Annotated in this window: 20 protein-coding genes and 3 CRISPR repeat arrays; of the genes, 10 read left to right on the forward strand and 10 right to left on the reverse strand. The window is 32.1% G+C overall.

The annotated features are described in order from the left end of the window. Positions 1 to 135: 135 nt before the first annotated feature. Positions 136 to 872: direct repeats of the CRISPR family, unit length 27 nt; unit sequence TCCATTCCTTATAGGTAGGATAAAAAG. A gap of 272 nt (positions 873 to 1,144) precedes the next feature. Beyond that, entirely contained in the window at positions 1,145 to 1,498 is a 354-nt protein-coding gene (locus PW5551_RS10330; protein WP_199562271.1) for an ATP-binding protein, read from the forward strand. Between the two features lie 141 nt (positions 1,499 to 1,639). Continuing rightward, a CRISPR array of direct repeats spans positions 1,640 to 3,705; the repeat unit is 29 nt; unit sequence ATTTACATCCCACATAGTTAAGGTAAAAC. 203 nt (positions 3,706 to 3,908) lie between these two features. On the opposite strand, the gene cas2 is transcribed toward PW5551_RS10330, so the two are convergent. The 8 genes from cas2 to cas6 (PW5551_RS08880) are packed head-to-tail and all read right to left on the reverse strand — an operon-like array spanning position 3,909 to position 11,926. Continuing rightward, positions 3,909 to 4,172 (reverse strand): CRISPR-associated endonuclease Cas2, encoded by a 264-nt coding sequence (cas2, locus tag PW5551_RS08845; RefSeq protein ID WP_113075416.1) that lies wholly within the window; start codon positions 4,170 to 4,172, stop codon positions 3,909 to 3,911. Positions 4,173 to 4,175: 3 nt separating this feature from the next. Further along, positions 4,176 to 5,156 (reverse strand): type I-B CRISPR-associated endonuclease Cas1b, encoded by a 981-nt coding sequence (cas1b, locus tag PW5551_RS08850; protein ID WP_113075417.1) that lies wholly within the window; start codon positions 5,154 to 5,156, stop codon positions 4,176 to 4,178. Further along, on the reverse strand, positions 5,146 to 5,673 hold the full coding sequence (cas4, locus tag PW5551_RS08855) for a CRISPR-associated protein Cas4 (RefSeq protein ID WP_113075455.1): 528 nt from the start codon (positions 5,671 to 5,673) through the stop codon (positions 5,146 to 5,148). Before cas4 ends, cas1b begins: the two co-directional genes overlap by 11 nt. A 31-nt stretch (positions 5,674 to 5,704) precedes the next feature. Next, positions 5,705 to 7,900 carry a CRISPR-associated helicase Cas3' gene (cas3, locus tag PW5551_RS08860; protein WP_113075418.1) on the reverse strand — a complete coding sequence of 732 codons (2,196 nt, stop codon included), beginning with the start codon at positions 7,898 to 7,900 and terminating at the stop codon, positions 5,705 to 5,707. Continuing rightward, positions 7,887 to 8,573 (reverse strand): type I-B CRISPR-associated protein Cas5b, encoded by a 687-nt coding sequence (cas5b, locus tag PW5551_RS08865; RefSeq protein ID WP_113075419.1) that lies wholly within the window; start codon positions 8,571 to 8,573, stop codon positions 7,887 to 7,889. Before cas5b ends, cas3 begins: the two co-directional genes overlap by 14 nt. After that, the gene (cas7i, locus tag PW5551_RS08870; RefSeq protein ID WP_113075420.1) at positions 8,570 to 9,487 is read right to left on the reverse strand and encodes a type I-B CRISPR-associated protein Cas7/Cst2/DevR; all 918 of its coding nucleotides are present in this window, start codon (positions 9,485 to 9,487) and stop codon (positions 8,570 to 8,572) included. The genes cas5b and cas7i overlap by 4 nt, the downstream gene beginning before the upstream one ends. Before the next feature lie 5 nt (positions 9,488 to 9,492). Continuing rightward, positions 9,493 to 11,193, reverse strand: a complete 1,701-nt coding sequence (gene cas8a1, locus PW5551_RS08875; protein ID WP_113075421.1) for a type I-B CRISPR-associated protein Cas8b1/Cst1 — start codon at positions 11,191 to 11,193, stop codon at positions 9,493 to 9,495. Position 11,194: 1 nt separating this feature from the next. Beyond that, a complete protein-coding gene (gene cas6 / locus PW5551_RS08880) occupies positions 11,195 to 11,926 on the reverse strand; it encodes a CRISPR-associated endoribonuclease Cas6 (protein WP_113075422.1) in 732 nt (243 codons plus the stop codon). A gap of 576 nt (positions 11,927 to 12,502) precedes the next feature. Between cas6 (PW5551_RS08880) and PW5551_RS10215 the strand changes: the two genes are divergently transcribed. Further along, a complete protein-coding gene (locus tag PW5551_RS10215; protein WP_158526174.1) occupies positions 12,503 to 12,649 on the forward strand; it encodes a hypothetical protein in 147 nt (48 codons plus the stop codon). A gap of 164 nt (positions 12,650 to 12,813) precedes the next feature. Here PW5551_RS10215 and PW5551_RS08885 read toward each other — a convergent pair whose 3' ends face one another. Together PW5551_RS08885 and cas6 (PW5551_RS08890) are read right to left on the reverse strand one after the other, a co-directional pair. Next, the gene (locus PW5551_RS08885; RefSeq protein WP_113075423.1) at positions 12,814 to 13,053 is read right to left on the reverse strand and encodes a hypothetical protein; all 240 of its coding nucleotides are present in this window, start codon (positions 13,051 to 13,053) and stop codon (positions 12,814 to 12,816) included. A gap of 337 nt (positions 13,054 to 13,390) precedes the next feature. Then, on the reverse strand, positions 13,391 to 14,104 hold the full coding sequence (gene cas6, locus PW5551_RS08890) for a CRISPR-associated endoribonuclease Cas6 (protein WP_146738349.1): 714 nt from the start codon (positions 14,102 to 14,104) through the stop codon (positions 13,391 to 13,393). Positions 14,105 to 14,410: 306 nt separating this feature from the next. Then, positions 14,411 to 15,061: a CRISPR direct-repeat array (repeat unit 29 nt; unit sequence CTTTTTATCCTACCTATAAGGAATGGAAA). Positions 15,062 to 15,653: 592 nt separating this feature from the next. On the opposite strand from cas6 (PW5551_RS08890), the gene PW5551_RS08895 reads away from it, so the two are divergent. The 8 genes from PW5551_RS08895 to PW5551_RS08930 all read left to right on the forward strand — a co-directional run bounded on the left by PW5551_RS08895 (position 15,654) and on the right by PW5551_RS08930 (position 26,773). Continuing rightward, a complete protein-coding gene (locus tag PW5551_RS08895) occupies positions 15,654 to 16,997 on the forward strand; it encodes a uracil-xanthine permease family protein (RefSeq protein ID WP_113075425.1) in 1,344 nt (447 codons plus the stop codon). A 181-nt stretch (positions 16,998 to 17,178) separates the two neighbouring features. Continuing rightward, positions 17,179 to 18,657 (forward strand): pyridoxal-phosphate dependent enzyme, encoded by a 1,479-nt coding sequence (locus tag PW5551_RS08900; protein ID WP_113075426.1) that lies wholly within the window; start codon positions 17,179 to 17,181, stop codon positions 18,655 to 18,657. Next, positions 18,654 to 19,898 (forward strand): threonine synthase, encoded by a 1,245-nt coding sequence (locus tag PW5551_RS08905; protein ID WP_233488500.1) that lies wholly within the window; start codon positions 18,654 to 18,656, stop codon positions 19,896 to 19,898. Before PW5551_RS08900 ends, PW5551_RS08905 begins: the two co-directional genes overlap by 4 nt. A 65-nt stretch (positions 19,899 to 19,963) precedes the next feature. Beyond that, positions 19,964 to 21,166, forward strand: coding sequence for a YgeY family selenium metabolism-linked hydrolase (locus PW5551_RS08910; RefSeq protein ID WP_113075428.1), 1,203 nt, complete (start codon positions 19,964 to 19,966; stop codon positions 21,164 to 21,166). A gap of 25 nt (positions 21,167 to 21,191) precedes the next feature. Beyond that, positions 21,192 to 22,547, forward strand: a complete 1,356-nt coding sequence (gene hydA, locus PW5551_RS08915) for a dihydropyrimidinase (protein ID WP_113075429.1) — start codon at positions 21,192 to 21,194, stop codon at positions 22,545 to 22,547. Positions 22,548 to 22,585: 38 nt separating this feature from the next. Continuing rightward, positions 22,586 to 23,596: an ornithine carbamoyltransferase gene (locus tag PW5551_RS08920; RefSeq protein WP_113075430.1), complete on the forward strand. Its 1,011-nt coding sequence runs from the start codon at positions 22,586 to 22,588 to the stop codon at positions 23,594 to 23,596. Between the two features lie 55 nt (positions 23,597 to 23,651). Then, a complete protein-coding gene (locus PW5551_RS08925; RefSeq protein WP_233488501.1) occupies positions 23,652 to 25,907 on the forward strand; it encodes a xanthine dehydrogenase family protein molybdopterin-binding subunit in 2,256 nt (751 codons plus the stop codon). Next, the gene (locus tag PW5551_RS08930) at positions 25,904 to 26,773 is read left to right on the forward strand and encodes a xanthine dehydrogenase family protein subunit M (protein ID WP_113075432.1); all 870 of its coding nucleotides are present in this window, start codon (positions 25,904 to 25,906) and stop codon (positions 26,771 to 26,773) included. Before PW5551_RS08925 ends, PW5551_RS08930 begins: the two co-directional genes overlap by 4 nt.

The following is a 26,773-nucleotide window of genomic DNA, read 5'->3' on the forward strand; positions in this document are numbered from 1 at the left end:
GGTANNCGGTTCTATTCCCCTTCCTCGAAGGGGTGGATGCAGCGTTTTATGCTGCAGACGGGGTAGTCACGCTTAAATTTGCTTTTAGCAAATTATATGTACCGTACTCTGAAATTCCCCTTCTGTGAAGGGCGCTCCATTCCTTATAGGTAGGATAAAAAGGTAAGTGCCGTTAATGCGTTCCCAAAGAACGATTGGGAGTTTCCATTCCTTATAGGTAGGATAAAAAGAGGAGAATGATGGATATTATGGATGATATGAGATTTTGTTTCCATTCCTTATAGGTAGGATAAAAAGAATTATCAAATAGTGATATATTATCTCAAAGATTATGTTTCCATTCCTTTACTACCCACTCCATTCCTTATAGGTAGGATAAAAAGGTTAAGGACAGTGTGTTTAGCCTAAAAAGCTAAGAGTTTCCATTCCTTATAGGTAGGATAAAAAGTTCACAATGTATTTGTTACCTGACGTTAACGAAGCTGGTTTCCATTCCTTATAGTTAGGATAAAAAGTTGATCTATCAGGTTTATTAAAAACAGTGAGAAAAGAGTTTCCATTCCTTATAGGTAGGATAAAAAGATGTAGGAATATATACAGAAAGATATTGTTTAGAAAAGTTTCCATTCCTTATAGGTAGGATAAAAAGGTTTTCAAGAGGCTTATAGAAGGATACAGCCGTATGGGTTTCCATTCCTTTACTCCCCACTCCATTCCTTATAGGTAGGATAAAAAGGAAGAAAAAGAGGAAGAAAGTTATGAAGATTTAGATTGTTTCCATTCCTTATAGGTAGGATAAAAAGTTCCTGAACACTTCCAAGCTATTTCTGTGGAGGAACCATGTTTCCATTCCTTATAGGTAGGATAAAAAGGCGTAAGACTACTATAAATACTATATCATAAAAAATTACGACTGTCAAGCTAATTTATTAAATTAACGTAAAGTTGACTTATAACATTCATTTTATCTATATCGTGACTTTTATAACAATTCTGTCGATCCCCGAGGTTTTACCCTTATTATAGGTCGACAGAACAAAAAATATATAAATTGATTAGCAATTTTTATGTAAGAATTATTAAAAGATAAAATTCTCGGGTTCTCCTTTTTCTAACCCATATGTTTCCTTTTTGAAAATTTTTCTTGATTCAAAAACATACCATAATCAACCTTCATAGAGATTGGAAAGAAGATGTAAAACTATATTCGAAAACAGGAGAAAAATTTGAATTCAATGTATTTAGCTACAAGTTAGGATACTCGAGATACTGTTACTTTGAATACAGGAAAGAAAAGACACAACAAGATGTATTTGAATGTTTAATATCGGCATTTAAGCAAACGGGAGGTATTCCAAAAGAGATATTTGGTACTCCAATGTTAGCTCAAGCTATTTTATATAGACTTTTGCATCATTCGCATGTAATTTCAATAAAAGGCAAATTTTACGCCCACATAGTTAAGGTAAAACGACATAGGAGATGGAGTATTGCCTGATGGGACGGAATTTACATCCCACATAGTTAAGGTAAAACGATTCAATGTGTATCCTGCGAAGAAAGAGATAAAGAACTTTACATCCCACATAGTTAAGGTAAAACTCAATCTTCTAACCCACCTGTGTCTGCACTGTATATGCTTTACATCCCACGTTGTCAATATTTTCAACATATTCTTTGTTCCATCCGTCTGCACTGTATATGCTTTACATCCCACATAGTTAAGGTAAAACGATGTGGGTTCAATTCTTGCATTTCTTCGAATGTATAATTTACATCCCACATAGTTAAGGTAAAACTAATTATTTTTCAAATACTAATCAACCTTTGATAAAATTTACATCCCACATAGTTAAGGTAAAACTAATAGAAGAACTATTCTTAAAAACATGAAAAATAGAATTTACATCCCACATAGTTAAGGTAAAACCAGAAAAAATGCTCAATTATATTGCTCTTTCTGAAAATTTACATCCCACATAGTTAAGGTAAAACGCGTTCGTTCTATCGTATTTATTTCTTTTTCTGCTTCATTTACATCCCACATAGTTAAGGTAAAACTATATAGTCTATACCATTTTTGATTTCCTTTTTCGCATTTACATCCCACATAGTTAAGGTAAAACTAGGCGATGAGGGAGAAGTTGAACAAGTACCTGCTATTTACATCCCACATAGTTAAGGTAAAACCTATGCAAGTGTAGAATTGCCGAGAGAGTTTGATAATTTACATCCCACATAGTTAAGGTAAAACTTTGAATACAGAATTGACTGCGGCATATACATCTGGATTTACATCCCACATAGTTAAGGTAAAACAATCAATATTGCTTCCTACTCCAAAAAACATAAAAACAATTTACATCCCACATAGTTAAGGTAAAACGCTTTGGCGGCAGCTACACTCGCAGCAGGGTTGGCATTTACATCCCACATAGTTAAGGTAAAACATCATGAACTGCTATCAGAAAAAAATGCCATCCTTCATTTACATCCCACATAGTTAAGGTAAAACTTGGATATCTCATGTCAGCTGATAAACTTTTCAGTCATAAATTTACATCCCACATAGTTAAGGTAAAACTCAAGGTTGAGCAATTGTGGAAACATCTTGACAATAGTATTTACATCCCACATAGTTAAGGTAAAACCGCAATATACCAATATCCGCAGCGATAGACAAAACTAATTTACATCCCACATAGTTAAGGTAAAACCTAAACTATCTCGAAAAACAACGCAAAGGCTACAAAAAATTTACATCCCACATAGTTAAGGTAAAACTATTTTGTCGGCTGTGATTGCATTTGCTTGTATTTTATTTACATCCCACATAGTTAAGGTAAAACTGGAAATACTGCTCCAAGACTCATGGGTGGTATAGACATTTACATCCCACATAGTTAAGGTAAAACAAAGTAATCTCCCTGATTGGATGAAAGCAATTCTAAAATTTACATCCCACATAGTTAAGGTAAAACCTGATAAGCCTTCCATTACACAAGCGACTCAAGAAAATTTACATCCCACATAGTTAAGGTAAAACTTGGGCCTGTTCTATTTATCAAATCTATCTAAAAAGGATTTACATCCCACATAGTTAAGGTAAAACGAGAGTAGCGAGAACAGAGATAAACAATGCTTGGAAATTTACATCCCACATAGTTAAGGTAAAACGAAGATACAAAAATAGCTGGCACAGTATCGGCAAAAAGATTTACATCCCACATAGTTAAGGTAAAACCTATTCCTTTAATTGCGTAAGCTTTATTTTCAATTTCATCATTTACATCCCACATAGTTAAGGTAAAACTTCTAACACAAGGCTATAAGCTGTCTGCTTCAGAGAATTTACATCCCACATAGTTAAGGTAAAACTATCGCTGGAGTTACAATCGCTGTAACTACGATAAAATTTACATCCCACATAGTTAAGGTAAAACTTCTATTGCGTTTCCTTCTTCATATTCAGTTTCCACATTTACATCCCACATAGTTAAGGTAAAACCCTCAAACCTCCTGTAGACATTATGCCTCCGTAATGGATTTACATCCCACATAGTTAAGGTAAAACTATTACACTAGCAAACGGAAGCGAGATCTTATTCAGATTTACATCCCACATAGTTAAGGTAAAACATACTGGTCATACTTTGAGTTTAGGTTCTCAATCTGAATTTACATCCCACATAGTTAAGGTAAAACCCACATGTTCGCAGTACCTCAATAGTACTTTTTTAATTGATCCTAGGCTTTTTATACTGAGCTATAATTTTCTTTTCTGCAGTAAAGTCCCAATTAATTTTTTGATTTATTATAAAAATTATCTTGTATATCAGTATTAATGAAGTAAGGAATCATTATAATTTAGAATGAGGTTTACTGCACAACCTTTATATTGATATTTGTTATAATATAATATCATCATAATTCTTCTCTATGCCAATTATTTCTTTTTTAATATTTTGTTCTCTTTCTACGCTAAAAATATATATTGAATCTTTCTCCTTATCAATTATTCTACTAACTTCCATTAAGCATTTCTTCAAAACACCAACGCTTAAATTTCCTTCAAAAACAGAATTTTGGGTCCATGTTAAGTATTTTTTAAGCAATTTATTAACAACGCTAACCTTTTTTTCACTAATATCATAAGTTATTATCACATACATATTTTACCACCACGCTTTTAAAGGCTTATATAGCTCGTCATCAATAAGATGTTTAATAAGCTTATAGCATTCTAATTTTATAAAGCTTCTATATGAAACACTTCTTTTAAGTTTTCTATGCTTTACAGTCGTACTAAGTTTTTTTTCATATTCTTTAATAAACTTCTTCTTACCTTCTTCGCTTAGCAAGCAAATTTCTTCTTTACTGTCAAAGTCTTCCAAATTTAATATTTTGTTGTTAATTGTATAGAATATAAGAGAATCGATAATCAAAGGTTTAAAAATTTCTGATAAATCTAAAGATAATGAAAAACGCCTGGTAGAAGGCTCGTGAAGATAACTGACTGTGGGATCTAATTGTGTTTTATATATTTCTCCGAGAACAGTTGAGTATAAAATACTGTTTCCAAATGAAATTAGTACATTCACAGGATCATTTGGAGGTCTTTTTTCTCTTTTATTTAATAGAAATCCATGCTTCAAGATGCTGTTAAAAGCTGAATAATATACATTTCTAATTCTTCCTTCTATTCCCATCAAGGCTGGTATGACAGGAACTTCATCAATGTCTGACAACTCTCTATTTATGGTTTCTATATATTCTTTAGTGTTTTCGTAGTGTCTCAAATTACGAACCATATGAAAAACACCAGAAATTATAAATTGCTTAGCTAAAAATAATCTTTCTTCTTTATTTAAATAGTGCTGCACTTGATTAACCAACAAATAACCCGATACTTGTTGTTTTCGTGGATAATAACTTCCAGAATAGTAACCATAATAGTTGTAAAAATTAATTATTATTCCATAACTATTTAAATAGTTTAGAAGTTTTGTATTTAAATCTATTTCGCCAAAAAGGTGTAAGGAATCAATACTTTCAATAGGTAAATATTTTCTTTCCTCATCGATTGTTTCCAAAAATACCGTATTATCTTTTCTCTTTAAACGTCCACTCTTAAAAATATAATAATTATGTTTCATTATCTAATTCCTCCACATAACAGAATAAATAATAGGCACATTTCTTACAATAAGGTAGTTTTTCTCTTCGAGGTGGCTTTTTACTATCCAATATTTTATTTATCTCTAACAGGGCATTTTTAATTTCATTTTCTAAATCTTCAGTCAGTTCTATTTTCTCAATTTTTCTTTCTCTGACATAGTTTATGGTACCTTTTTTCATCACTCCCAGCTGTTTTAAATAAAATAGATAATATGCTATCTGCATGGTATCGCTCCGCCTCATCTTGCTTGATTTTTTCACATCTTTTATATAGTCTCCTTCGATTATGTCTACCTTTAATAGATCATCTATCATTATTTCACGAGTTTTAGCCTTAGGATAAGAATTTTCATGAATTAATTTTCCTTCTAATACAGCATCACTTTCATTTTCCATACTTATTCCCTTATCGTATAACCACAACTTTCTTTTACATACGAAATAATAATTAACTTTAATACCTTGAACTTTAAAGGTTTGAAAGTCGAACTCCAACGAATCAACATTGTTATTTATGTGCCTCTCATTAAAGGATATATCTATCAAAATCATCCCCTTTTTGGCTAAAAATTATACCTTGCTCATCGTTATAATCACATTTTAGCAAGTGAATATTATTGAGTCTGTAACCGTTGAGTCTACATAAGATATGTTCCTTCGCCTTATAAAGAGGCACATCTACGGTTAACTTTCTTACTTCTGAATACAATTTTGCAAGGCTATTTTTATCTTTTTCTTTTTCACATAAATCAAAGAGAAATTTATTTTTATTATAAATATCTTCAGGTATACACGTAACTGTATTAATGTCTCTAAAAATCTTCTGTACTTCTTCTTTACGTAGATCATAATCAATAATATTGTCTAAAAAGTTAAGGGAATTTCTGAACTCTTCTAAAAATTTTGTTCCTTTTAATTGATTTTCCGAGTAGAGTTGGTCAACCATTTGTACTTTATCGCTTTCAGTGACAATTTTATTATCGTAGTCTCTAAGATAGTTTAAACTAAAATTCCAAATATCTTTGTTATATACATAGCCAACTCCACTTACATTTTTTGTATAAATATAAACATTAGGATGATTGAGATCAAACTGTCGATTTCGATAACATCTGCCGAATCGTTGAAAAAGACTATCCAGTGTTGACATTTCGGTGAATAAGTAATCGAAGTCAACATCCAAAGAAGCTTCTACTATCTGAGTGCTAATCCATATCCCTGCTTCATCACTTTTAGAAAATGCTTGAATATCTTTTTCTTTTTGAGCACGGTCACGTTGAATAAAAAGCGAATGTAAAAGATTAACATTTTTATATACTCCTCGGGGTATATTACTCTTTAAGATATTATAAATTTCGATGGTTTTAGCAACGGTGTTAGCTAAAACTAAAACTTTGCTTTCTTTTGATTTTTTTATAATTTGATCTACATCATCTAATATCGACTTTTCTTTTATAGTTACAAAATGCCTTTCCAAAGTTGACAAAAATTGCTTTTCTTCAAATGGTATTTCCTTTTGTATCAAATAATCTTTGTATATTCTAGGAAATGTTGCTGTCATAATCAAAAATTTCCCATTTAGTTCGTATATCATTTCTAAACCTTTTATAATGCTTGCGGCCATTGAGGGGGAATATGCTTGTATTTCATCTACTATAATCTTAGAATATGCAAGAGTCGCATATATTTTTTCGTAACCTAAATATTTGAAAACAAAGGGGAAAATTTGATCGACTGTGGTAAAATTTAACTTCTTTGCTAAATGTTTCGATTGTTCATAGATTATCAAAGAATCTTCATAACCCTTATCTGCTAGATAATCTAAAGCAGTTGAATGAAGCAAACCCACTTCATCAAAATTTATTGTCTCTTTCACCCTTGAGTATAAAGAGTTTAGAGAAACTCTTAAAGGAAGGGTAAAAAAAGTTTTATCTTCACCAGCCCACATCAGCGCAGCTTCTGTTTTTCCTATGCCTGTAGAAGCAACAATAATCAAATTTTTATGGGAGTTATCTCGAGCATAGGTTTGAACATCTCTCAAATTTGAATTAAGGTTTAAAGTTATGTGCTTTTCGGTTACTTCATTTAAAGCCTCTTTACTATATACTTCTACTTCAGCATGTGCAGAAGAGGCATGATCTAATCTATGTAGTATACCTTTTATCAATACATATAAGTGATAATATTTATGAGATTGAGTTATTCTATTTGTCATATCATTTAAATAAAATTTATCGAGTTTCTGTATATTTGTCCCCATATGTTTATTAATTTCGGAAAGTTGAGGTTCTAGGTCTTTGGATATAACTTCAATAATATGTCCTTTATCGGGAATAATATTTCTTTCATGATGAAACGCTATTGCTTGTATAATTATCTTTACCAGTTCATTGTCGTCAGACAGATAATGTGACATTTCTTCAAAAGGTAAAAAGGCTGGGGAGAGATATCCGTGAGGGATATCGTTTTTAAAAGAACTATAACTCTTTTCTTGCCCAATCATTTCTCTAATTACATTTTGAAATGGTGTAAATGCTTTTCCAAAGTCATGATAAAATGCTGTTATGCAAACGCAATACCAAAATTGTTCTTTGTTAACTACGTTGGGTAGGATATTTTCAATTCTCGAACCATACATAGTTTTTAATATCTCTAAATTTTCCAAAAGTTTTTGGGTATGTTCATACATGGATTCCTGTGGATTCGATTTAGCATATATCATTTCCTTCACCTTCCATTAAAAAAACTAGATCTCCTTCTTCATCTAAAAGAATTGTTCCTGAATCTATTACGTTACCGCTTTCAACATATACGGTATCGATACGTTCCCATACTCTTAGTTCGTTTTGTATAGTATATTTCCAGTTAAGTCGGTAGTTTATGCCACTCAAATCAGGAGGTAATTGTTTTTTCGGTATATAAATAGGAAATTTTATTTCGTAAGGATCAGCTTTTCCTCGTCCTATAATTATTTCTTCTAAATTTACTTGTTTAAAATCCTCTATTACGGCTAAATCTTCTCTTCTTCCTAAACTAAAATATTCTTCTGAATCTTTTATTCCCTTAATAATTGCGTCAATAATATTTGGTTGAGCACATACATGTATAATCAAATTTACATTGTATAACATATGCACATAGGAAGGTACAGAAGTAACACTCGGACCTTCTCTACTTTTATACGAATACATACTTTGTAAATTGAAACAGATATTTTCGAAGCTTCCTTGAATAGAAATAGCTAAAGGATTAAATTCTTCAGCATTCATAATCTTATGCAATAATCCTTTTACGGTAGAGTAAGGGGGCAGAGGATACGTCTCTGCCACCTTAAAAGCAAAAGGCTTTTTATAAGTTGCATTTTGCTGGTAAATATTCAATTTTAAAGCTTTCATGTATTGCTCACCCCATAAAAATTATTGACTTCATTTTTCATTTTGACAAAAAAATGCTCTACTGATAAGGCTCTTTCTCCGAACATTTCTTTTATTTTAAAATCATTTGTAAAGTACCCATCGGCAAAGCCTACGAATGTTTTATCTTTAATTTTGTTATTATCTAAGGTTTTTTCTAAAGTGCTGTTAAGTTTGTCTTCTTGAATATAATACAATCCGTTTTTCATATTTATTCCTATTCTTCCTAAGAAGAAAGGAGAAGACAAATCATAAATGCCACCTATTATAAAAATTGGTGAAAGGTTTTCTTGCCTTCCACGAATGTTTCTATTAAGGAGTTTTATTATTTCTAAAAATTGGTTAACTCTTTTTGATTTTTCGGCATTATCCAAAATGGTTTCTCCATCTTCCCCTATCTTAGCTAGATCTATAGTAAAGGTATATGTATATAAGCTTAAATGCTGTTCAATGTTAGCTATGTTAGGGTGTTCTTTTATCCTGTCAGCAAGTCCTTTGTTAGTTAAAAATTCTGTGTCACTTCTGTATGGTTCAAGAGAGATAGCATGACTCAAACGCACGACTGCTGGTCTTGTACCAGCTCCACCAGTTTCTTTCTGACTTTTCTTTACAGTTTTCATGTATCCAAATAAATCCATCTCTACAGAATCTTTTATTGTCAAATCGTCACGAAATTGGACTGTACCTTTTGATTTATCAACAACTTGTAAGTTCCAATTATACATTTCGTGACCAAGTCTAACAATATCGTATCTTAAGGCCTGTCTTGATGCATAGGTAATTAAAGTTCCATCTCCTCGAGTTAACTTTTTAAGAACAGAAATGTTGGCTATTCCTTCATCGTAATTTAAGCTTTGTGCTTGAAATATAACGCTTGCAGTTAAACCTTTAGACATAGTTATCAAACCTCCTTATTAAGAACATTTTCTTTAGATTCATCAGCACCTAAGGGCAATGCTGTAAATCCACATATAAATGCTAAAGCAATATCTTTAAAATCTGCTCTTTGCTCTGTTAGTACATTTAAAAAAAAGTCGGGAATAGGTTTTTGAATACTCATACAAGTTCTAATAAGATTATCCAAAAATTCTTCTTTGTTCCCCACTTTTACAGCATTTAACATTTTATAGCCTATGGAATTAATCTTGTTCGCAGAATCTGTCGTAACATAATATCTATTAAGGTCTTTTCCGTAGTTAAAAGCCTCATTTATAATTTTTGTGCTCACTTTTTCCTGCCTCCTTCTATATCCATTTAATAAATGTCTTAAACACACTACATTAAAACACCAAATAGGAGTTCCAGCCTTTTTTATATAGTTACTCAAATTCTCATAAATTAACAGATATAAGTCTCTATCATTTAAAATGTACTCCATGGTATCCATTTGGAATCGAGGGGGATATATGTGAGTTAATAAATAATTTACCTGTTTATCTATAAAAAATTTCGCTTTATAAGGAGCTATGTTGAAATAGTGTAAATATGTAGTCTTCTTTTTGGTTTGAAATTCGACAAAGAAAATACTCTGCAACGTCCAACGCGCCTTTTGTTTCTTTTCAGTCACTATATCAATTATAATTTCTCTATAAGGATTAGAGGAACTTGAACGTTGCTTAAAATTTTCGTTTATTTTAAACAAACTATCTATGTCTGTGTCTAAGTTAACAAAAGTATATTCAGTGTAATAATCAATCTCGTCGATTGTTGGTCGGGGTTTTCTAAGTGGGGTGCATCCAGCTGGAGTACACATTAGAAGAAGCTTACATTCTTCACAAATTGGAAGTTTATTAACTTCGTTCCAAAAAAAATTTTTATTTTCTTTTAAACTCAATCCTATTGGTGAAAACATAGCCTCATCAAAATGGTAATTTCCGATAGTCTCGCGTGAACATAATGAACAGTGATATACTGTTTTACTTTTAGATTTTTTAGAAGGATTTTGATTATATTTTTCTTTCACCGGTTGGACATAATCCTTGTGCATTTTTTCTATGAAATTTTGCGCGTAAGCACCAGCGAAAGCAGGATTAAGAAAACTTGCTTGACCGAAAAAATCACTTAGATTTGATCGAGTTATATTTGCAGCCCGTTTTTTTCGTATTTCTTCAATAGAAACAAAAGCTAATAAATTATTTAAAATCGATTTTGCATCTCCTAGTGTTTTAGTACTTGTATCTTTTTTAATTATACGATTAATTTCTTTTAATGAATTCAATAAATCATTGTATTCATCAACGTAGCAGGTATTTTTCACTGAATTCTCATATCTCTTGAAGCGATCATAAACTTTATTTATTGCTTCAATAATATTTTTGGCACTTGCCTCTTGGTCAGAGGCTTCAGAAAGTTCATCGTAATTTTCAATTAATTTGGTTGCTTCATTTGTGATTGTTACAAATCTTTCTCTATCATCGTTTATAGTAAAAAAATAATTAAAGTAATATTCGGCAAAATTATCGAGTAATTCATTTTCAATTTCTAAGTAGTTTTCTTTTGCTGTATATCTACTTTCATCGACATTATTAAATTTAAGAATACGTAGAAATCCTACAATGCCCATATTATAAAACCATTCAGATAAATAGAATTTTATAGACATATTATATCACCTCTATCATACCGAATCCTTGGCTTCGTCGAAGGGAAACTCCTAGAGCATAAATGTCTCTCAAATCCGAAACATCGCCTTGTAATGAAAAGGTACCTTCGTAAGATTCTAAAAACATAAATTCTTTGCCTGTATTTCTTTGAAATTCATCTATTTTTTCTTTAACAACTACTTTTTTCATTTGTATTGGGGTGAATTCTATATTTCTTGATAATCCCTCTCCTCTATAATTTGCTAATATCTTATCTGAAAGGTAATTATATTCTTTTGTAAAATTTTCATCGTAAGGAGAGAGAGGCTTTTTTCTTTTGTCAGTTAAGTGAATGGGAGACATTGTTTTAAAGGTGATCCTTTCTTCAGTGATATTTTTTTCTGGAAGAGGATAAACTTTTACAAGTTTAATGAAATAATTCTTATACTTGAAACTTTTGGTTTTTAGTAAACCATTAAAAAAGTTTACTATAAAAAGATTATCTGGAGAACTTATGTTTAGATTCAATCCATCTTTTAAAACAAAATGTTCATTTTTTAATTCAAAGTTTTTTAAAAACACCGAAAAACAAAAGTTTTTTGACTGTTTGCTTCTTTTATCGTGGTCATAGTAATATAGCTGATTAAAATATTCTTCTGAAGAACTTTTTAAAATTTCTTTAATAAGACTTACAAACATCATTTGATAGGGTAATGGAACTGTTTCTGTTTCAAAGTTGCAACACAATCGCACCTTAATCCCTCCTTTACATTTGATTTTTTTATTTCCTATGTTAAACCTTTGGCAAAATGTCTCATGAAAAGTTAATTTTTTTCAATAAAAAGAATCTGTAAACCAACTTTTTATTTAAATTCCATTTTTTGAGGATCGTTTTATATCTAAGTTAATTTCTTGAAGGGAACGGAAATTATTGAAACACAGTAAAAATTTCTTCTTTTTTAAATTGTAATTCTTTTTAATTATAGCAAAAATTTTGATTAAAAAAAACGTAATAAAACGGGAATTACTTATTGAAAAAAATTATGAGTTAATTTTTGTAATTTTAAATTACAAGGTAATTTAGACATGAAGTTTCTACAAATTGAGAGTATTCTAGTAAAAGCTATAATAGAGTTGTATATCCATTCTTTAAATAAATTTTTAAGTCTGTTAAATATTCTGTGAAAACAATACGCGCTTTTTACAATTTAATTGCTTGCTCGATATTTTCTAATTGTTTTACATAACTTTTATGGGTAATAAAGGAGTCAGATATTCAAATGAGCTCAAAGAACAAATAGTTGAGCTTCACAGAAGGGGAATTTTAGGATGATACTATTAACAGACAAGTCAGACTTAAGAGTAAAAAGATTAGAAGAGTTAATAAGAATAATAAGCAAAGAGATAGTAAATAAGATGACAAAAGAAGAACCAGAAGAATTCAACAGGCACAAGAATGCATTCATAGCAGTCTAACCCCATGTTATTTGAGAATAAATAAAGAAATCTTACTTTTTCACAAAAATGATTTTGAAATTAAAACAATTATTATCATAAGAAAAGATTCTAAAGTGAGTATTTAATTTTCATCAAAACTATAAAAAAAAGCAAACAATAAAACTATTAGTACCGAAAATTCCTCAATCATATTTTTTAGCCTTTAATTCTAATTCTTTTGCCCTATCATAATCGCCTTCCATTCTTGCTTTTTCTGCTTTATAACGCAATTTTCTCGCTTTTTTCGCAAGCCTTCTATCCTTCCCTTTTCTGCCTATAGAAATTAATATTGCCCCTATTATTATTTCTGGTAGCCCCAAAATGGGAAGTGAAAAAGCAGAAAATATACCAATAATAATAAATATCCACCCTATAACTCTCATATTTTTTCTCCACCCTTTTTTCTATTTCATCTTTTTTCTAATTCTAGTTGTTTATTTACCCTCGTATAATATTAAATTGAGAAACACATTTTTTCTTGGTTCTAAAATAGTCTTTTTCTTTAAGTTTTTTGACTTTTTCAAAGAGCATTTTCCTTGAAATTCAATATTTTAGTTCTTCTTTCCTTTTATATAATCTTTTTTACCTCAGCTTAACCATTATTTTTTGCTATTTTTGAAGTGGGTAAAAAAGATTTCCTGTTCTTTTCCCCAACATCTTTTGGTTTAGCTATTTTTAAGCATCAATAAACCCCATTAAATCTCCCCCTTATGTTTAAAATTAAAGTATCTCTACTAGACCAAAACCTTGAGAATTCTTTGCTCCAAATCCAGCATCATAGCCAATTTTTAATAATCTTGGATCTCCTTTTATTTCAAACAATCCATGCCAACCTTTAATTATAAAATTTTTATAGTAAGTTATTACAAGCTTTGACTTACTACCGTTTTTTTCTTTAATAACAAAATTTTCATTGAAAGGAACTTTTTCTTCATCAAGCTTATAAAATGCTAAATATTTGGATTTTAAATTTTCTATTATTAATTTTGAGAATTCTTTTTCGGAAGGGGAATAATATATTGTTTTTTTTGAAGAATCTTTTTGAATGGTTGAATAAACGGTTATAGGAGAAAGAGTTTTTATCTGGAGGCGATTATTATGTATTTCCTCATCTTTGTATTCAATTTTTTTAACATAAATTTTTTGGTTCATTAATTCAAATTCACTTTTAAACAACAATGAATCAGCAACATATCTTATTATATTTTCATCAAGAGATGAAATTATCAAATTAACATTTTCAAAAAACTCGATAGTTTTATCGTGAGGATTAATTTTAAATTCACCATTTAATCGAGAAAATGAAAACATCTTATAACAACGTTTTTTGTATAAATATCCTTGGTTATGAATGAATTTTCTATATTCAGCATCATTTATTAGTTGAAGAATAAAAGCCTGAATAATATGGTTATAATTTATTGGTAGTATCAATTTATCAAAAGAAAATTGAATATTTAGTCTGATAATTATCTCCTACCTTTTTTTATTAACATAGCTTTTATATTATGAATATATGATATCATATTATAAACAGAAAATCAAGTAAGATTAATTTTCTTAAAAAATATATGTACTGTAGACCTATAATAAGGGTAAAACCTCGGGGGATCGACAGAATAGTTATAAAAGTCACAATATTGATAAAATAGATGTTATAAGTCAATTTTACGTTATTTTAATAAATTGGCTTGACAATCTTAATTTTTTATGATATAGTATTTATAGTAGTCTTACGCCCTTTTTATCCTACCTATAAGGAATGGAAACAATGCTAATCATCCAAGATACGACGAAGAAACTGGGCCTTTTTATCCTACCTATAAGGAATGGAAACATTTTTTTAGCGCTGAACATTCACTGGATGCTGTAGCTTTTTATCCTACCTATAAGGAATGGAAACTATTGGTTGGGATGGGATGAAGTAGAAAGTTTAGTCTTTTTATCCTATCTATAAGGAATGGAAACGTTCATATATTTTATCTACCTTTTCAAAGTCCCTAATGGCTTTTTATCCTACCTATAAGGAATGGAAACGATGCATAAATAAAAACTTCAAAATTTACTTGCCGCCTTTTTATCCTACCTATAAGGAATGGAAACCCCAAGAGCATTCAAAATATATACAAACGGCATCAAAGCTTTTTATCCTACCTATAAGGAATGGAAATTCCGTTTTGCTTTCGCCATTCTCAGCAGCACCGCTTTCTTTTTATCCTACCTATAAGGAATGGAAACATAATGTCTCTTACTGATGCCAGATCCGTCTTATTCACTTTTTATCCTACCTATAAGGAATGGAGTGGGGAGAAAAGGAATGGAAACTTAGCAAGTTTAGATGAAGAAAAGTGGATAAAACTTTCTTTTTATCCTGCCTATGAGTAATGGTGTGCCCTTCACAGAAGGGGAATAGAACCGACTACCCCGTCTGCAGCATAAAATGCTGCATCCACCCCTTCAAGGAAGGGGAATTAAACCGACTACCCCGTCTGCAGCACAAAACGCTGCATCCACCCCTTCACANAAGGGGAATTAAACCGACTACCCCGTCTGCAGCACAAAACGCTGCATCCACCCCTTCAAAAAGGGGAATTAAACCGACTACCCCGTCTGCTGCCACACCCCGGCTGCGACAAAGAACGTCGCATCCACCCCCTCTCAAGAGGGGAATTTCTATTACATTTACCCCTTCACAGAAGGGGAATTAAACCGCTCTATTAGATTTGGATAAAGTAGGGGGGGAGTAGTCAAATACAAATAAGTATATGAATTGGGGTGAGATCGACAAAAAATATTAGAATTAAAACTAAAGCATGCTGTTAGCATGCTTTTTTTTATTTTATTTTGTACTTGATTGTTAAATTATGGTATAATATATTAATTTATATTTAAGCCATTTGATTTTGCATTTTACTTTTTTTGTTAGATTTATTAAGTATTAGCGATTTTTCTAATATGAATATACTACGGAGGAGGTATTTATATGGATGATGCAAAAAAAGTAAGTGTAAATAACGAAGAAGTTGTTTACAGATTGGAAGACAAACCGCCTTTTTTTGAAACAGTTATTCTTAGTATTCAGCATATGTTGGCTATGTTTGTGGGGATTATTACACCTCCTTTAATTATTGCGGGTGTTGCGGGTTTGAATCCAGTAGAAACTGGGTATTTTGTTAGTATGGCTTTGATTATTTCAGGGGTTACTTCTTTTATGCAAGCAAAGAAAATTGGACCACTGGGTGTTGGGATGTTGGCTGTTCAAGGTACTAGTTTTACTTTTGTTCCAATGGCAATTGTTGCAGCTAATGTTGGTGGTTTGCCTTTAGTATTAGGAATGGCACTTATAACATCGCCTGTTGAAATGATTTTAAGTCGTTTTTTAACTCAAACTAGGAAGATATTTCCTCCTGTTGTTTCTGGTACTGTGGTTATGCTTATAGGGTTGGGATTGATTCAAACAGCTGTTAATGATATAGGAGGAGGAGTTGGCGCTACCGATTGGGGAAGTGTTCCGAACTTATTGATGGCTTTATTTGTTTTAATTGTAATAGCAATTGCTCATATATATGGTAAGGGGATTATAAAAGCAGGAGCGGTGGCAATTGGCTTAGTGGTTGGTTATCTCTTGGCAATTCCTTTAGGGATGGTAGACTTTGCACCAGTTGCAGAATCTGGTTGGATTACTGCACCTATTCCTTTTAAATATGGACTTTCAATCAAATGGAGTTTGATTCTACCATGGATTTTAGCTTACATTATCACAACTGTTGAAACTGTCGGGGATTTAACAGCAATAGCAGAGGTTAGCGGAGAGCCTGTTGAGGGTAAGGTTCATGATGAAAGATTAAAAAGAGGTGTTTTAACAGATGGTGTAGGTAGTGCCTTGGCCGCTGTTTTTAATACGTTACCGAATACAACTTTTAGTCAAAATATTGGGGTTATTCAGTTGAGTAAAGTTGCAAGTAAAGTTGTAGGAGTGGGAGTAGCAATTGTTTTGATGTTATTAGGGTTCTTCCCAAAAATTGGCGCTTTGGTTAGTGTAATGCCTAAACCTGTCTTAGGTGGAGCTACGATTGCATTATTTGGTATGGTGGCTACCTCAGGAATGAGAATTGCATTAAGAGGTGGTTTAACCGATAAGAAAATGTTTATTTTAGCAATTTCTTTAGCTTTAGGACTAGGAGTTACTTTCAGACCAGATATTGTTAATCAGCTTCCTGAATGGATGGCAATTATTTTTTCCTCGAATATAACCGTAGGTGCATTAACAGCAATAGTTCTGAATTTGTTGATGCCGGAACCAAAAAACAAAAAGAAAAATCAATAAATAGAAATATTAACGATTAGAGACGAATATTCAGAATTATTCTCGTTTAAACGTGAAATAGGTAATAAATAGAAATTTTACAATTAAGCTTGAAAGCGCTATAATTGTTATTTAATAAAGGATATTAGTTGTTAATATATTGTGGTTGTTTTCATTATTACTATATGATTGGAGGAAAAGTATGATTGATTTAACAGTGAAAAAAGAAGGTTTAGAAAAAGTTATTGAAAGAGCTAAAGAAAAGAATATCATAATTCCTACATTTTCACAGATGAGAAACCCAGAATTAATTCCCGATAAAATAAAGGCAAAATTAAAAGATATTGGTTTGTGGGATATTAATTCTTTAAATTTGTTTAGAATAACTTGGAAAAATGAACCCGTTTCAAAAGGCGGTTTATATGGGAACGTTAATTATTTTGAATTACCTTCTGAGTTAACTGGAGTTAAAGCTAGAATATTAGCTTTAGTAGGAAAATGGTTTCCGACTGGAGCTCATAAGGTTGGAGCTACTTTTGGATGTTTGGTTCCAAGATTAGTTACAGGGCAATTTGATCCCACTAGCCAAAAAGCTGTATGGCCTTCAACCGGTAATTATTGTAGAGGGGGGGCATACGACGCTCATCTTTTAGCGTGTGAGTCAATTGCAATATTGCCAAAAGGAATGAGTAAAGAAAGATTTGAATGGCTTAAAAAAGTAGCGGGTGAAGTTATAGGTACACCAGGTAGTGAGAGTAATGTTAAGGAGATTTTTGACAAATGTAAAGAATTAAAAGAAAAATACGGCGATAAAATAGTTATTTTCAATCAGTTTGATGAGATGGGGAATCGTTTGTGGCACCATGAAGTTACTGGTCATGCAATGGAAGAGGTTTTAAATGATATTATGGGTAGTAAAGATAGATTAGCGGGTTCTGTTTTTACTTCAGGTTCTTCTGGAACATTAGGTGCTGGAGAATATTTAAAAGACTTATTCCCAAACAGTAAATTAGTTGTTGGGGAAGCTTTACAATGTCCTACATTGTTAAACAATGGTTTTGGAGCTCATAGAATTGAGGGAATTGGGGATAAACATGTTCCATGGATTCATAATGTAAAAAATACTGATATGGTTATAGCTATAGACGATGAAGATACAATGAGTTTGGTAAGGCTTTTTAACGAACCTGCGGGTAAAAAGTTTTTAAAGGCACAGGGTATAGATGAAAAGTTAGTAGAAAATTTAAACTTACTTGGAATATCTTCAATTGCTAATACTCTTTCTGCAATTAAATTTGCTAAATATTATGAACTTACAGAACACGATATTGTAATGACGGTTTTTACTGATTCAATGGAACTTTATGGTTCAAGATTGGAAGAAATGAGAGAAGAATTCGGAGAATACAACGAGCATCAAGCTGCTATTGACTATTATCAACATCTAATTGGTATTAAAACAGATAATATGCAAGAGCTTAATTATTATGACAGAAAAAGAATTCATAATCTAAAATACTATACTTGGATAGAACAACAGAATAAAGATTTGAATGAGCTCAATGCACAATGGTATGAAGCGGATGAATATTGGGGTGGCATGCGAGAAACTGCAAACAAGATTGATGAACTTATTAATGAGTTTAATAAAAAGACTGGGTTATTGGAGGAAATAAATTGAAGTATGTAAAGAATCTAGTTTGTATCAGTTGTGGAGAAAGTTATGAAGCTTCTCCAACCCAATATCTATGTCCTAAATGTGGAGAAAAAGGTATTCTTGACGTTCAGTACGATTATGAAAAAATTAAAAAAGAGTGGTCAAAAGAGGATTTATCTAGTAACAATAATCCAGGCATTTGGCGTTATGCTCCTTTATTGCCTATAGAGCCAAATAGTGTCAAACCTCCTTTGAGAGTGGGAAATACTCCAGTTTATGAAAGCAAAGCTATGGCAAAAGAATTAGGAGTATCTACTCTTTATATAAAAGATGATGGGCTTAATCCTACGGGATCTCTTAAAGATAGAGCGTCATCTATAGCTGTTGTAAAGGCGCAGGAAGCGAGAATTAATGTTGTAGCCTGCGCCTCTACAGGTAACGCAGCTTCTTCCTTAGCAGGAAATATAGCTTCAATGGGAAACGAAATGAGAGCTGTGATATTTGTTCCCGAACGAGCTCCAATAGGTAAAGTTACTCAACTTTTAATATACGGGGCATTAGTTATTTCTGTAAAAGGTTCATACGAAGAAACTTTTTATTTATCAGAAGAGGCGATAAATAAGTGGGGCTGGTACAATAGAAATGCGGCTATAAATCCATATTTAGTTGAAGGTAAAAAAACATCTTCAATTGAATTTGCAGAACAGTTGAATTGGAATATGCCTGATTGGTTAGTTTATTCGGTAGGGGATGGTTGTACTATTGCTGGTGCGTGGAAAGGAGTTTACGATTTAAAACAGATAGGCTTTATAGATAAAGTTCCAAAATTGTTAGGAGTTCAGGCTGAAGGGTGTGCGCCCATTACTAAAGCTTTCAAAAGTGGGAAAGATTTAATAGTTGAAAAAGAAAATACTTTAGCTGATAGTATAGCTGTTGGGAAGCCTAGGAATTATATCAAAGCAATTAAAGCTGTAAAGGAATCCAAAGGCGATATGGTTATCATTAGTGATAATGAAATATTAGATATGATGAAAGTTTTAGGTAAAAAGACGGGGATTTTTGGAGAACCTGCTGGTGTAGCCGGCGTTGCGGGGATAAAAAAAGCAGTGGAAAATGGGATTATCAAACCTTATGAATCTGTTGGTGTGGTAATTACAGGTAATGGTTTAAAAGATATAAAAAATGCTCAAAAATCTGTAGGAGAACCTTTAAGAGTTAGTACAGATATAAATGAATTATATAATTTATTGAATGATTATTTTTAATTTTTATTCTCTTTAATACCTGAACGATATTTTTATTCTCATAATTGAAAGGAGACATATCAAAAATGAATTATAAAGAAATTTTAAAGAAAGCAGAAGATTATAAAGAAGATATATCAAAGTTTCTTAGAGATATGATCGCTATTCCAAGTGAGAGCGGCAAAGAAAAAGACGTTATTTTAAGAATTAAAGAAGAAATGGAAAAAGTTGGTTTTGATAAAGTTGAGATTGATCCTATGGGTAATATTCTAGGCTATATAGGGCATGGAAAACATCTTATTGCTATGGATGCTCATATTGACACTGTGGGGATAGGGGATATTAACCTTTGGCAATATGATCCATACAAAGGTTATGAAGACGATGAAATTATCGTTGGAAGAGGTGCTAGTGACCAAGAGGGTGGCATGGCTTCTATGGTTTATGCAGCAAGAATCATAAAAGATTTAGGGTTGGAAGATGATTATACTTTACTTGTAACAGGTACAGTACAAGAAGAAGATTGTGACGGGCTTTGTTGGCAATATATAATTAATGAAGATAAGATAAAACCAGAATTTGTTGTTATTACAGAGCCTACCTCTTGTAATATATATCGTGGGCAAAGAGGAAGAATGGAAATTAAAGTTTCTACTCATGGAGTAAGTTGTCACGGTTCTGCTCCAGAAAGAGGAGATAACGCCATTTATAAAATGGCTGATATTATTAACGAATTAAAGGTTTTACATACATGCTTAAAGAATGACAATTTTTTGGGAAAAGGCAGTTTAACAGTTTCTGAGATTTTCTTTTCATCTCCTTCTAGATGTGCGGTTGCAGATGGATGTTCAATATCAATAGATAGAAGATTAACTTGGGGAGAAAGTTGGCAAGGTGCAATAGAAGAGATTAAAAATCTGCCCGCTTCAAAAAGATATAACGCGGATGTAGAATTATATACTTATGAAAAGCCATCCTACACGGGTTTAATATATCCAACTGAGTCATACTTTCCAGCATGGGTTTTGGAAGAGGATCATCCAGCTTGTCAAACATTAGTAAAAGCTTATGAGAATTTATTTGATGAGAATCCTTTAGTTGACAAATGGACTTTTTCTACAAATGCTGTTTCAATTATGGGAAGATACGGTATACCTTGTATTGGATTTGGGCCTGGACATGAAGATCAAGCACATGCTCCAAATGAAAAAACTTGGAAAAGTGAACTAGTGAAAGCAACTGCTATGTATGCAACAATTCCAAAATTATATGTACAAAATTTTTCATAAAAATATTAGAAAGAGGGTATGATTTTTGCTTATTAAAAATGGAATAGTTGTAACCTCAAAAAATTGTGAGAAAAAGGATATAAGAATTAAGGCTGAAAAGATAGTAGAAATTAATTATAATTTATCTCCTTTTTTAGATGAAGAGGTTATTGATGCAAAGGATAAATATGTGATACCTGGTGTAATAGATAGCCACACTCACTTTAGCCTCCATTCCAGAGGAACAACAAGTATAGATGATTTTTATTCTGGAGGAGTATCAGCATCACTAGGAGGCGTTACTACTCATATCGATTTTGCCGATAGTGAAGATGGTTCTTTGATGAAAGGTCTAGAAAGTAGATTGGAAGAAACTATTAATTCTGTTATAGATTTTCATTTTCATATAGTAATAGACGACAAATTCAATCCTATTAAAGATAATGCTCAATTAAAAGAGATCAAAAATTTTGGAATATCTAGTTTAAAGGCTTTCACTACGTACAAAGGGTTGTATATGATTTCTGAAGATAAATGGGAACCTCTTTTTATAAAAGCAAAAGAAAACGATTTAATCATAGCAATTCATTGTGAGGATGACGAAATAATTCAAAGAAATGTTGAAAAGTTCAAAAAAGAAAAGAAGTTAGGAGTTCAATACCATCCTGATATTAGGCCTTCTATAGCGGAAGCTAAAGCTATAAGGAAGGTATGTGAAATTGCAGAGAAGGTTAAAGCAACTATATACATAGTACATCTTTCTTCAAAGGAAGGATATGAAACAGTAAAAACTTTTAAAAACAAAGATTTTGATTTGTTAGTAGAAACTACTCCTCATTATCTTTTATTAACTAAAGATAAGTTAAAAGGTTCAGATGGACGATTGTATTTGATGACTCCTCCTTTGAGAGAAAAAGAGGATAACGAAGCTCTTTGGCAAGGCATTAAAGAAAATGTTATTGATGTTGTAGCAACAGATCATTGTGCATACAGTAAAGAACAAAAATTAATGGGAAAAGATTCACTGGATATTTTCCCAGGTATACCCGGAGTTGAAACACTTCTTCCATTGGTTTATACGTATGGAGTAAAAAATGGTCTTTTTTCAATTAATAAGATGGTTGAACTTTTATCAACAAACCCTGCTAAGATATTCAAACTTTTTCCTAAAAAAGGTGTTATAGAAAAAGGTTCAGATGCAGATTTAGTTATATTTGATCCTAATATCAAAGAAATATTAAACGATAAAAACACCCATTCTAATGCGGGTTATAATCCTTTTAACGGATTCGAGGTCGAAGGTATGCCCGTAACTACGATTTTAAGAGGAAAAGTAATAGTAAAAGATAGAGAGTTTGTTGGTGAAAAAGGGTATGGAAAGTTTGTAAAAGCTGAATTTTGAGAAGTTATAAAATTATATATATATCGGAGGAATGAACTATGAATACATTATTTAGAGGCAAAGATTTCATTTCAACACAAGATTGGAGTAGAGAAGAATTAGAAACTGTGTTTGAAGTTTCTAAGGAACTTAAAAAGAGATTTGCAATGGGTGAAGTAACAGATCATTTATTAAGAGCAAAAACCGTATTCATGCTTTTCTTCGAACAATCAACAAGGACGCGTAATTCTATTGAAGCTGGTATAACTCAATTAGGTGGTCACGCCCACGATCTCACACCCGATAAAATGCAACTTTCCCATGGCGAATCCGCCAAAGATACTGCAATTGTTTTAAGTAGATTCGGTCATGGTATAGCTATTAGAAATTGTTTTTTTGGCATCGGAAACAAATATTTAAGAGATGTAGCAAAGTATGCAGATGTGCCAGTTATTAGTCTGCAAGACGATATTTATCATCCTTTACAAGGATTAGCTGATCTATTGACCATAAAAGAAAAAGTCGGAGATAACCTCCAAAACGTTAAAGTAACTGTATCTTGGGCTTATGCTACTTCTCATGCTAAACCACTTTCGGTCCCACAAACTCAAGCACTCCTCTTTACTAGATATGGCATGGATGTTACTATAGCTCATCCAAAAGAATTCCCTTTGATGCCAGAAATTATTGAGCAAGCTAAAGAAAACGCTAAAAAGTACAATGGTAGTATTAAATTTACAAACGATATGGATGAAGCGTTTGAAGGGGCTCAAATAGTTATTCCAAAAAATTGGGGAGGATTTTTAGGGGTTGAAGATCCTGATTCAGAAGAAGGCAAAAAAGAAATGAAAGCAAATTTAGAAAAGTATAAAGATTGGATTTGTGATGAAAGAAGAATGGCACTTGCTGATAAAAACGTTTTATACATGCACGCTATGCCTGCTGATAGGGGAAAAGAAGTAACTGATTCTGTTATAGATGGCCCTCATTCTATTATATATGATGAAGCTGAAAATCGTTTACATACTGCTAAAGCAATTATGGCTTTAACAATGGGCGGAAGACCGTAGTTTATAGTGGAGGTGATTAATTATTTTTAAATTCGTTAATAAACCAATTAAAAGAGTGGATGCTTACGAAAAGGTTACTGGAAAAGCCAAATTTGCAGATGATTTGGAGTTTGCTAATATGCTCTATGCCAAAGTACTAAGGACAAAATATCCATCCGCAAAAATTCTTAACGTTAACGTTGATAAGGCTTGGGAAGTAGCTGGAGTTAAGTCAGTTATTACAGCAAAGGATGTTCCAAATAATAGATTCGGAGTTATAGTACCTGATCAACAAGTTTTTGCTCAAGATAGGGTGTTTTACATAGGAGATGGAATAGCTGCGGTTGCAGCTGAAAGTATAGAAGCAGCTGAAAAAGCAGTAGAACTTATTGAGGTTGAGTATGAGGAACTTCCTGGGGTCTTTGATCAATTAGAAGCTAGAAACACAGCTCCCATACACCCCGAGAAGAATAGTAATGAAGTTGTTCATCATAAGTTGAGAAAAGGTAATGTGGAAGAAGGTTTTAATAATTCTGATATTATTCTTGAAAGAGAGTATGAAACACAATTTATTGAACATGCTTACTTAGAGCCAGAAGTTGTAATAGCTGTGCCTTATGAGAACAATAGTTTAGTCACTATATATGGTTCAGTACAAAATCCTTTTGCATGTAGAAATGCGGTTGCGGCTGTATTGAAAGTTGGTTATAACCAGGTTAGAGTCATTCAAAATCATATTGGAGGTTCTTTTGGAGGGAAAGATGAAGTTATCTCTTCAATGGCTGCTCGAGCCGCAGTTTTGGCTTTAAAAACCAATAGACCGGTTAAATTAAAAAATTCGAGGGAAGATTCTATAATTGAGAGTTATAAAAGACATCCCTACAAAATGAAATACAAAGTAGGTGTCACAAAAGATGGAAAAATAAAAGCAATGGAGATAGAAGCTGTTGCTGATAGTGGTGGTTACGCATGTCAGACCCCATTTGTGACATGGAGATCAGTTGTTCAGGCGACAGGACCTTACGAAATTCCTAATGTGAAAACTGATACTTATGGATATTATACAAATAATGTTTATACTGGGGCTATGCGTGGTTATGGTTCACCGCAAGTTATATTTGCGCAAGAATCTCTTATGGACGAATTAGCAAAAGAGTTGGGAATGAATCCTTTAGAGTTTAGATTAAAAAACATATTTAGAGATAATTCTATCACTGCAAGTGGGCAATTGCTTAATAATCATAAGGTGAGTTTAGAAGAGGTTATTAAAAAAGCATCTGAAAAAATTGATTTCATGAATAAATACAATAAATATAGTAAAGAACAAAATAGTGATAAAAGAAAAGGAATAGGTATGGCCGTTAGTTATCGAGGAGTTAGTTTGGGAGCAGAAGCTGTAGATGCTGCAGGCGTTGTTTTATCTATTCAAAAAGATGGTTCAGTTTATTTTTATAGTGGATTGGCTGAAAATGGGCAAGGTTTGAAAACCGCCTATACTCAAATCATATCTGAAGAGTTAGGAATTAACATTGATAAGATAAATTTTTTAATAGTCGATACTTTAATTTCTCCGGATAGCGGTTCTACTGTTGCATCTAGAGCTACATTGGTAGGAGGAAATGCAACAATCGACGCAGCAAAAAGATTAAAGAAAAAACTAACAGAATTTTTAATTAAAAAACATAACTTGTCTTGTTCGGAATTATTTTTTAGAGATAACAACATTTACCTACCAGACGGAGAAAAATTAATTTCTTTCGATGAAGTTGCTACTCAAGCTTATAACTCAGGTGTTTTTCTCTCTACTTACGGTTGGTACAAATCTCCTCAAATTAGCTGGGATGAAGAAGTTGGGCAAGGGAACCCTTATTTTACTTATGTTTATGGGTGCCAAATAGCGGAGGTAGAAGTAGATACAGGAACCGGTGAGATTAAGGTTCTAAATATGGTTGCAGCTCATGATGTAGGAAGAGCTATAAATCCTGCAGGTGTTTTAGGGCAAATTTATGGTGGAATCATGATGGGTTTAGGTTATGGAATTATGGAAGAAGTAGATATAGAAGAAGGTTATATTAACAATACAAATTTTGATGAATATTTGATTCCCACCGCCAAAGATATGCCAAATATATATCCTATAATTGTTGAAAATCCTGATCCTGTTGGACCATACGGCGCGAAATCCATTGGAGAGCCGACTTTAGAATTAGGAGCAGCTGCTATCTCTAACGCAGTAGCACAAGCTATTGGTAGAAGAATTAGATCACTACCTTTGAATTTAGAAAAAGTTCTCATAGGCCGCTCTCTTAAAAAAGGAAGGAAGAAAAAATGATTGAATATGAATTTTTGAAAGCAAAATATTTAGGAAATGCTTTAAAAATATTAGATAGTTATAAAAACGTTAAGTTATTGGCTGGAGGTACAGACATACTTGTAGATATTCATAAAAAAAGTAAACGATTAGGTGATTTTAACTATATTTTGGATATTTCTAATATTGAAGAATTAAAATATATCGAAGAAACTAGCCAAACAGTAGAAATAGGACCGTTATGCACTCATACAATGTTAATAGAATCAGAATTAATAAGTAATATGTATCCGTTTTTAGTTACAGCAGCCAAAACAATTGGTTCTCCGCAAATTAGAAACAGGGGAACTGTGGGAGGCAATATCTCTAACGCTTCGCCAGCTGCGGATCTCGTTCCTCCTTTAATAGCTTTAAAAACTCAACTAGAATTGAGTTCTGTTGAAGGGAAGCGCTTTGTTCCTTTAGAAAAATATATAGTTGGACCTTATAAAACATCTCAAAATCCCAATGAATTAATTACAAAAATAATAATTCCAAAGATTGATAAAGAATATTTTGGTGTTTTTTTGAAGATAGGGAGGAGAAGAGCTGTAAACATTGCAAGGCTTAACTTAGCGATTCTTGCAAAAGTAAAACAAAATATAATCGAGGATATTAGAATAGTACCTGGTTCAGCTACTCCATATCCAGTAAGATTTACTAATTTAGAACAAGAAATAATCGGTAAAAGAATTGATCAAATAATTTTAGAAAAGATAACACCTAAGATATCTGAAGAAATGATTTCAATTACAGGTGAGAGATGGTCTACTCCTTATAAAAAACCCGCCTTGGAAGCTTTGTTTAAACGTGGAATGGAAAGCATATTTGCTGTGTTTAACAATTAG

The sequence above is a fragment of the Petrotoga sp. 9PW.55.5.1 genome, assembly GCF_003265365.1.
GTDB lineage: Bacteria > Thermotogota > Thermotogae > Petrotogales > Petrotogaceae > Petrotoga.

Bases quoted from the DNA above. Each gene is read 5' to 3' on its own strand.
- cas2 (WP_113075416.1), bottom strand. From the start codon at position 4,172: ATGTATGTGATAATAACTTATGATATTAGTGAAAAAAAGGTTAGCGTT.
- cas1b (WP_113075417.1), bottom strand. From the start codon at position 5,156: ATGAAACATAATTATTATATTTTTAAGAGTGGACGTTTAAAGAGAAAA.
- cas3 (WP_113075418.1), bottom strand. From the start codon at position 7,900: ATGATATATGCTAAATCGAATCCACAGGAATCCATGTATGAACATACC.
- cas5b (WP_113075419.1), bottom strand. From the start codon at position 8,573: ATGAAAGCTTTAAAATTGAATATTTACCAGCAAAATGCAACTTATAAA.
- cas7i (WP_113075420.1), bottom strand. From the start codon at position 9,487: ATGTCTAAAGGTTTAACTGCAAGCGTTATATTTCAAGCACAAAGCTTA.
- cas8a1 (WP_113075421.1), bottom strand. From the start codon at position 11,193: ATGTCTATAAAATTCTATTTATCTGAATGGTTTTATAATATGGGCATT.
- PW5551_RS10215 (WP_158526174.1), top strand. From the start codon at position 12,503: ATGATACTATTAACAGACAAGTCAGACTTAAGAGTAAAAAGATTAGAA.
- PW5551_RS08885 (WP_113075423.1), bottom strand. From the start codon at position 13,053: ATGAGAGTTATAGGGTGGATATTTATTATTATTGGTATATTTTCTGCT.
- PW5551_RS08895 (WP_113075425.1), top strand. From the start codon at position 15,654: ATGGATGATGCAAAAAAAGTAAGTGTAAATAACGAAGAAGTTGTTTAC.
- PW5551_RS08900 (WP_113075426.1), top strand. From the start codon at position 17,179: ATGATTGATTTAACAGTGAAAAAAGAAGGTTTAGAAAAAGTTATTGAA.
- PW5551_RS08910 (WP_113075428.1), top strand. From the start codon at position 19,964: ATGAATTATAAAGAAATTTTAAAGAAAGCAGAAGATTATAAAGAAGAT.
- PW5551_RS08920 (WP_113075430.1), top strand. From the start codon at position 22,586: ATGAATACATTATTTAGAGGCAAAGATTTCATTTCAACACAAGATTGG.
- PW5551_RS08930 (WP_113075432.1), top strand. From the start codon at position 25,904: ATGATTGAATATGAATTTTTGAAAGCAAAATATTTAGGAAATGCTTTA.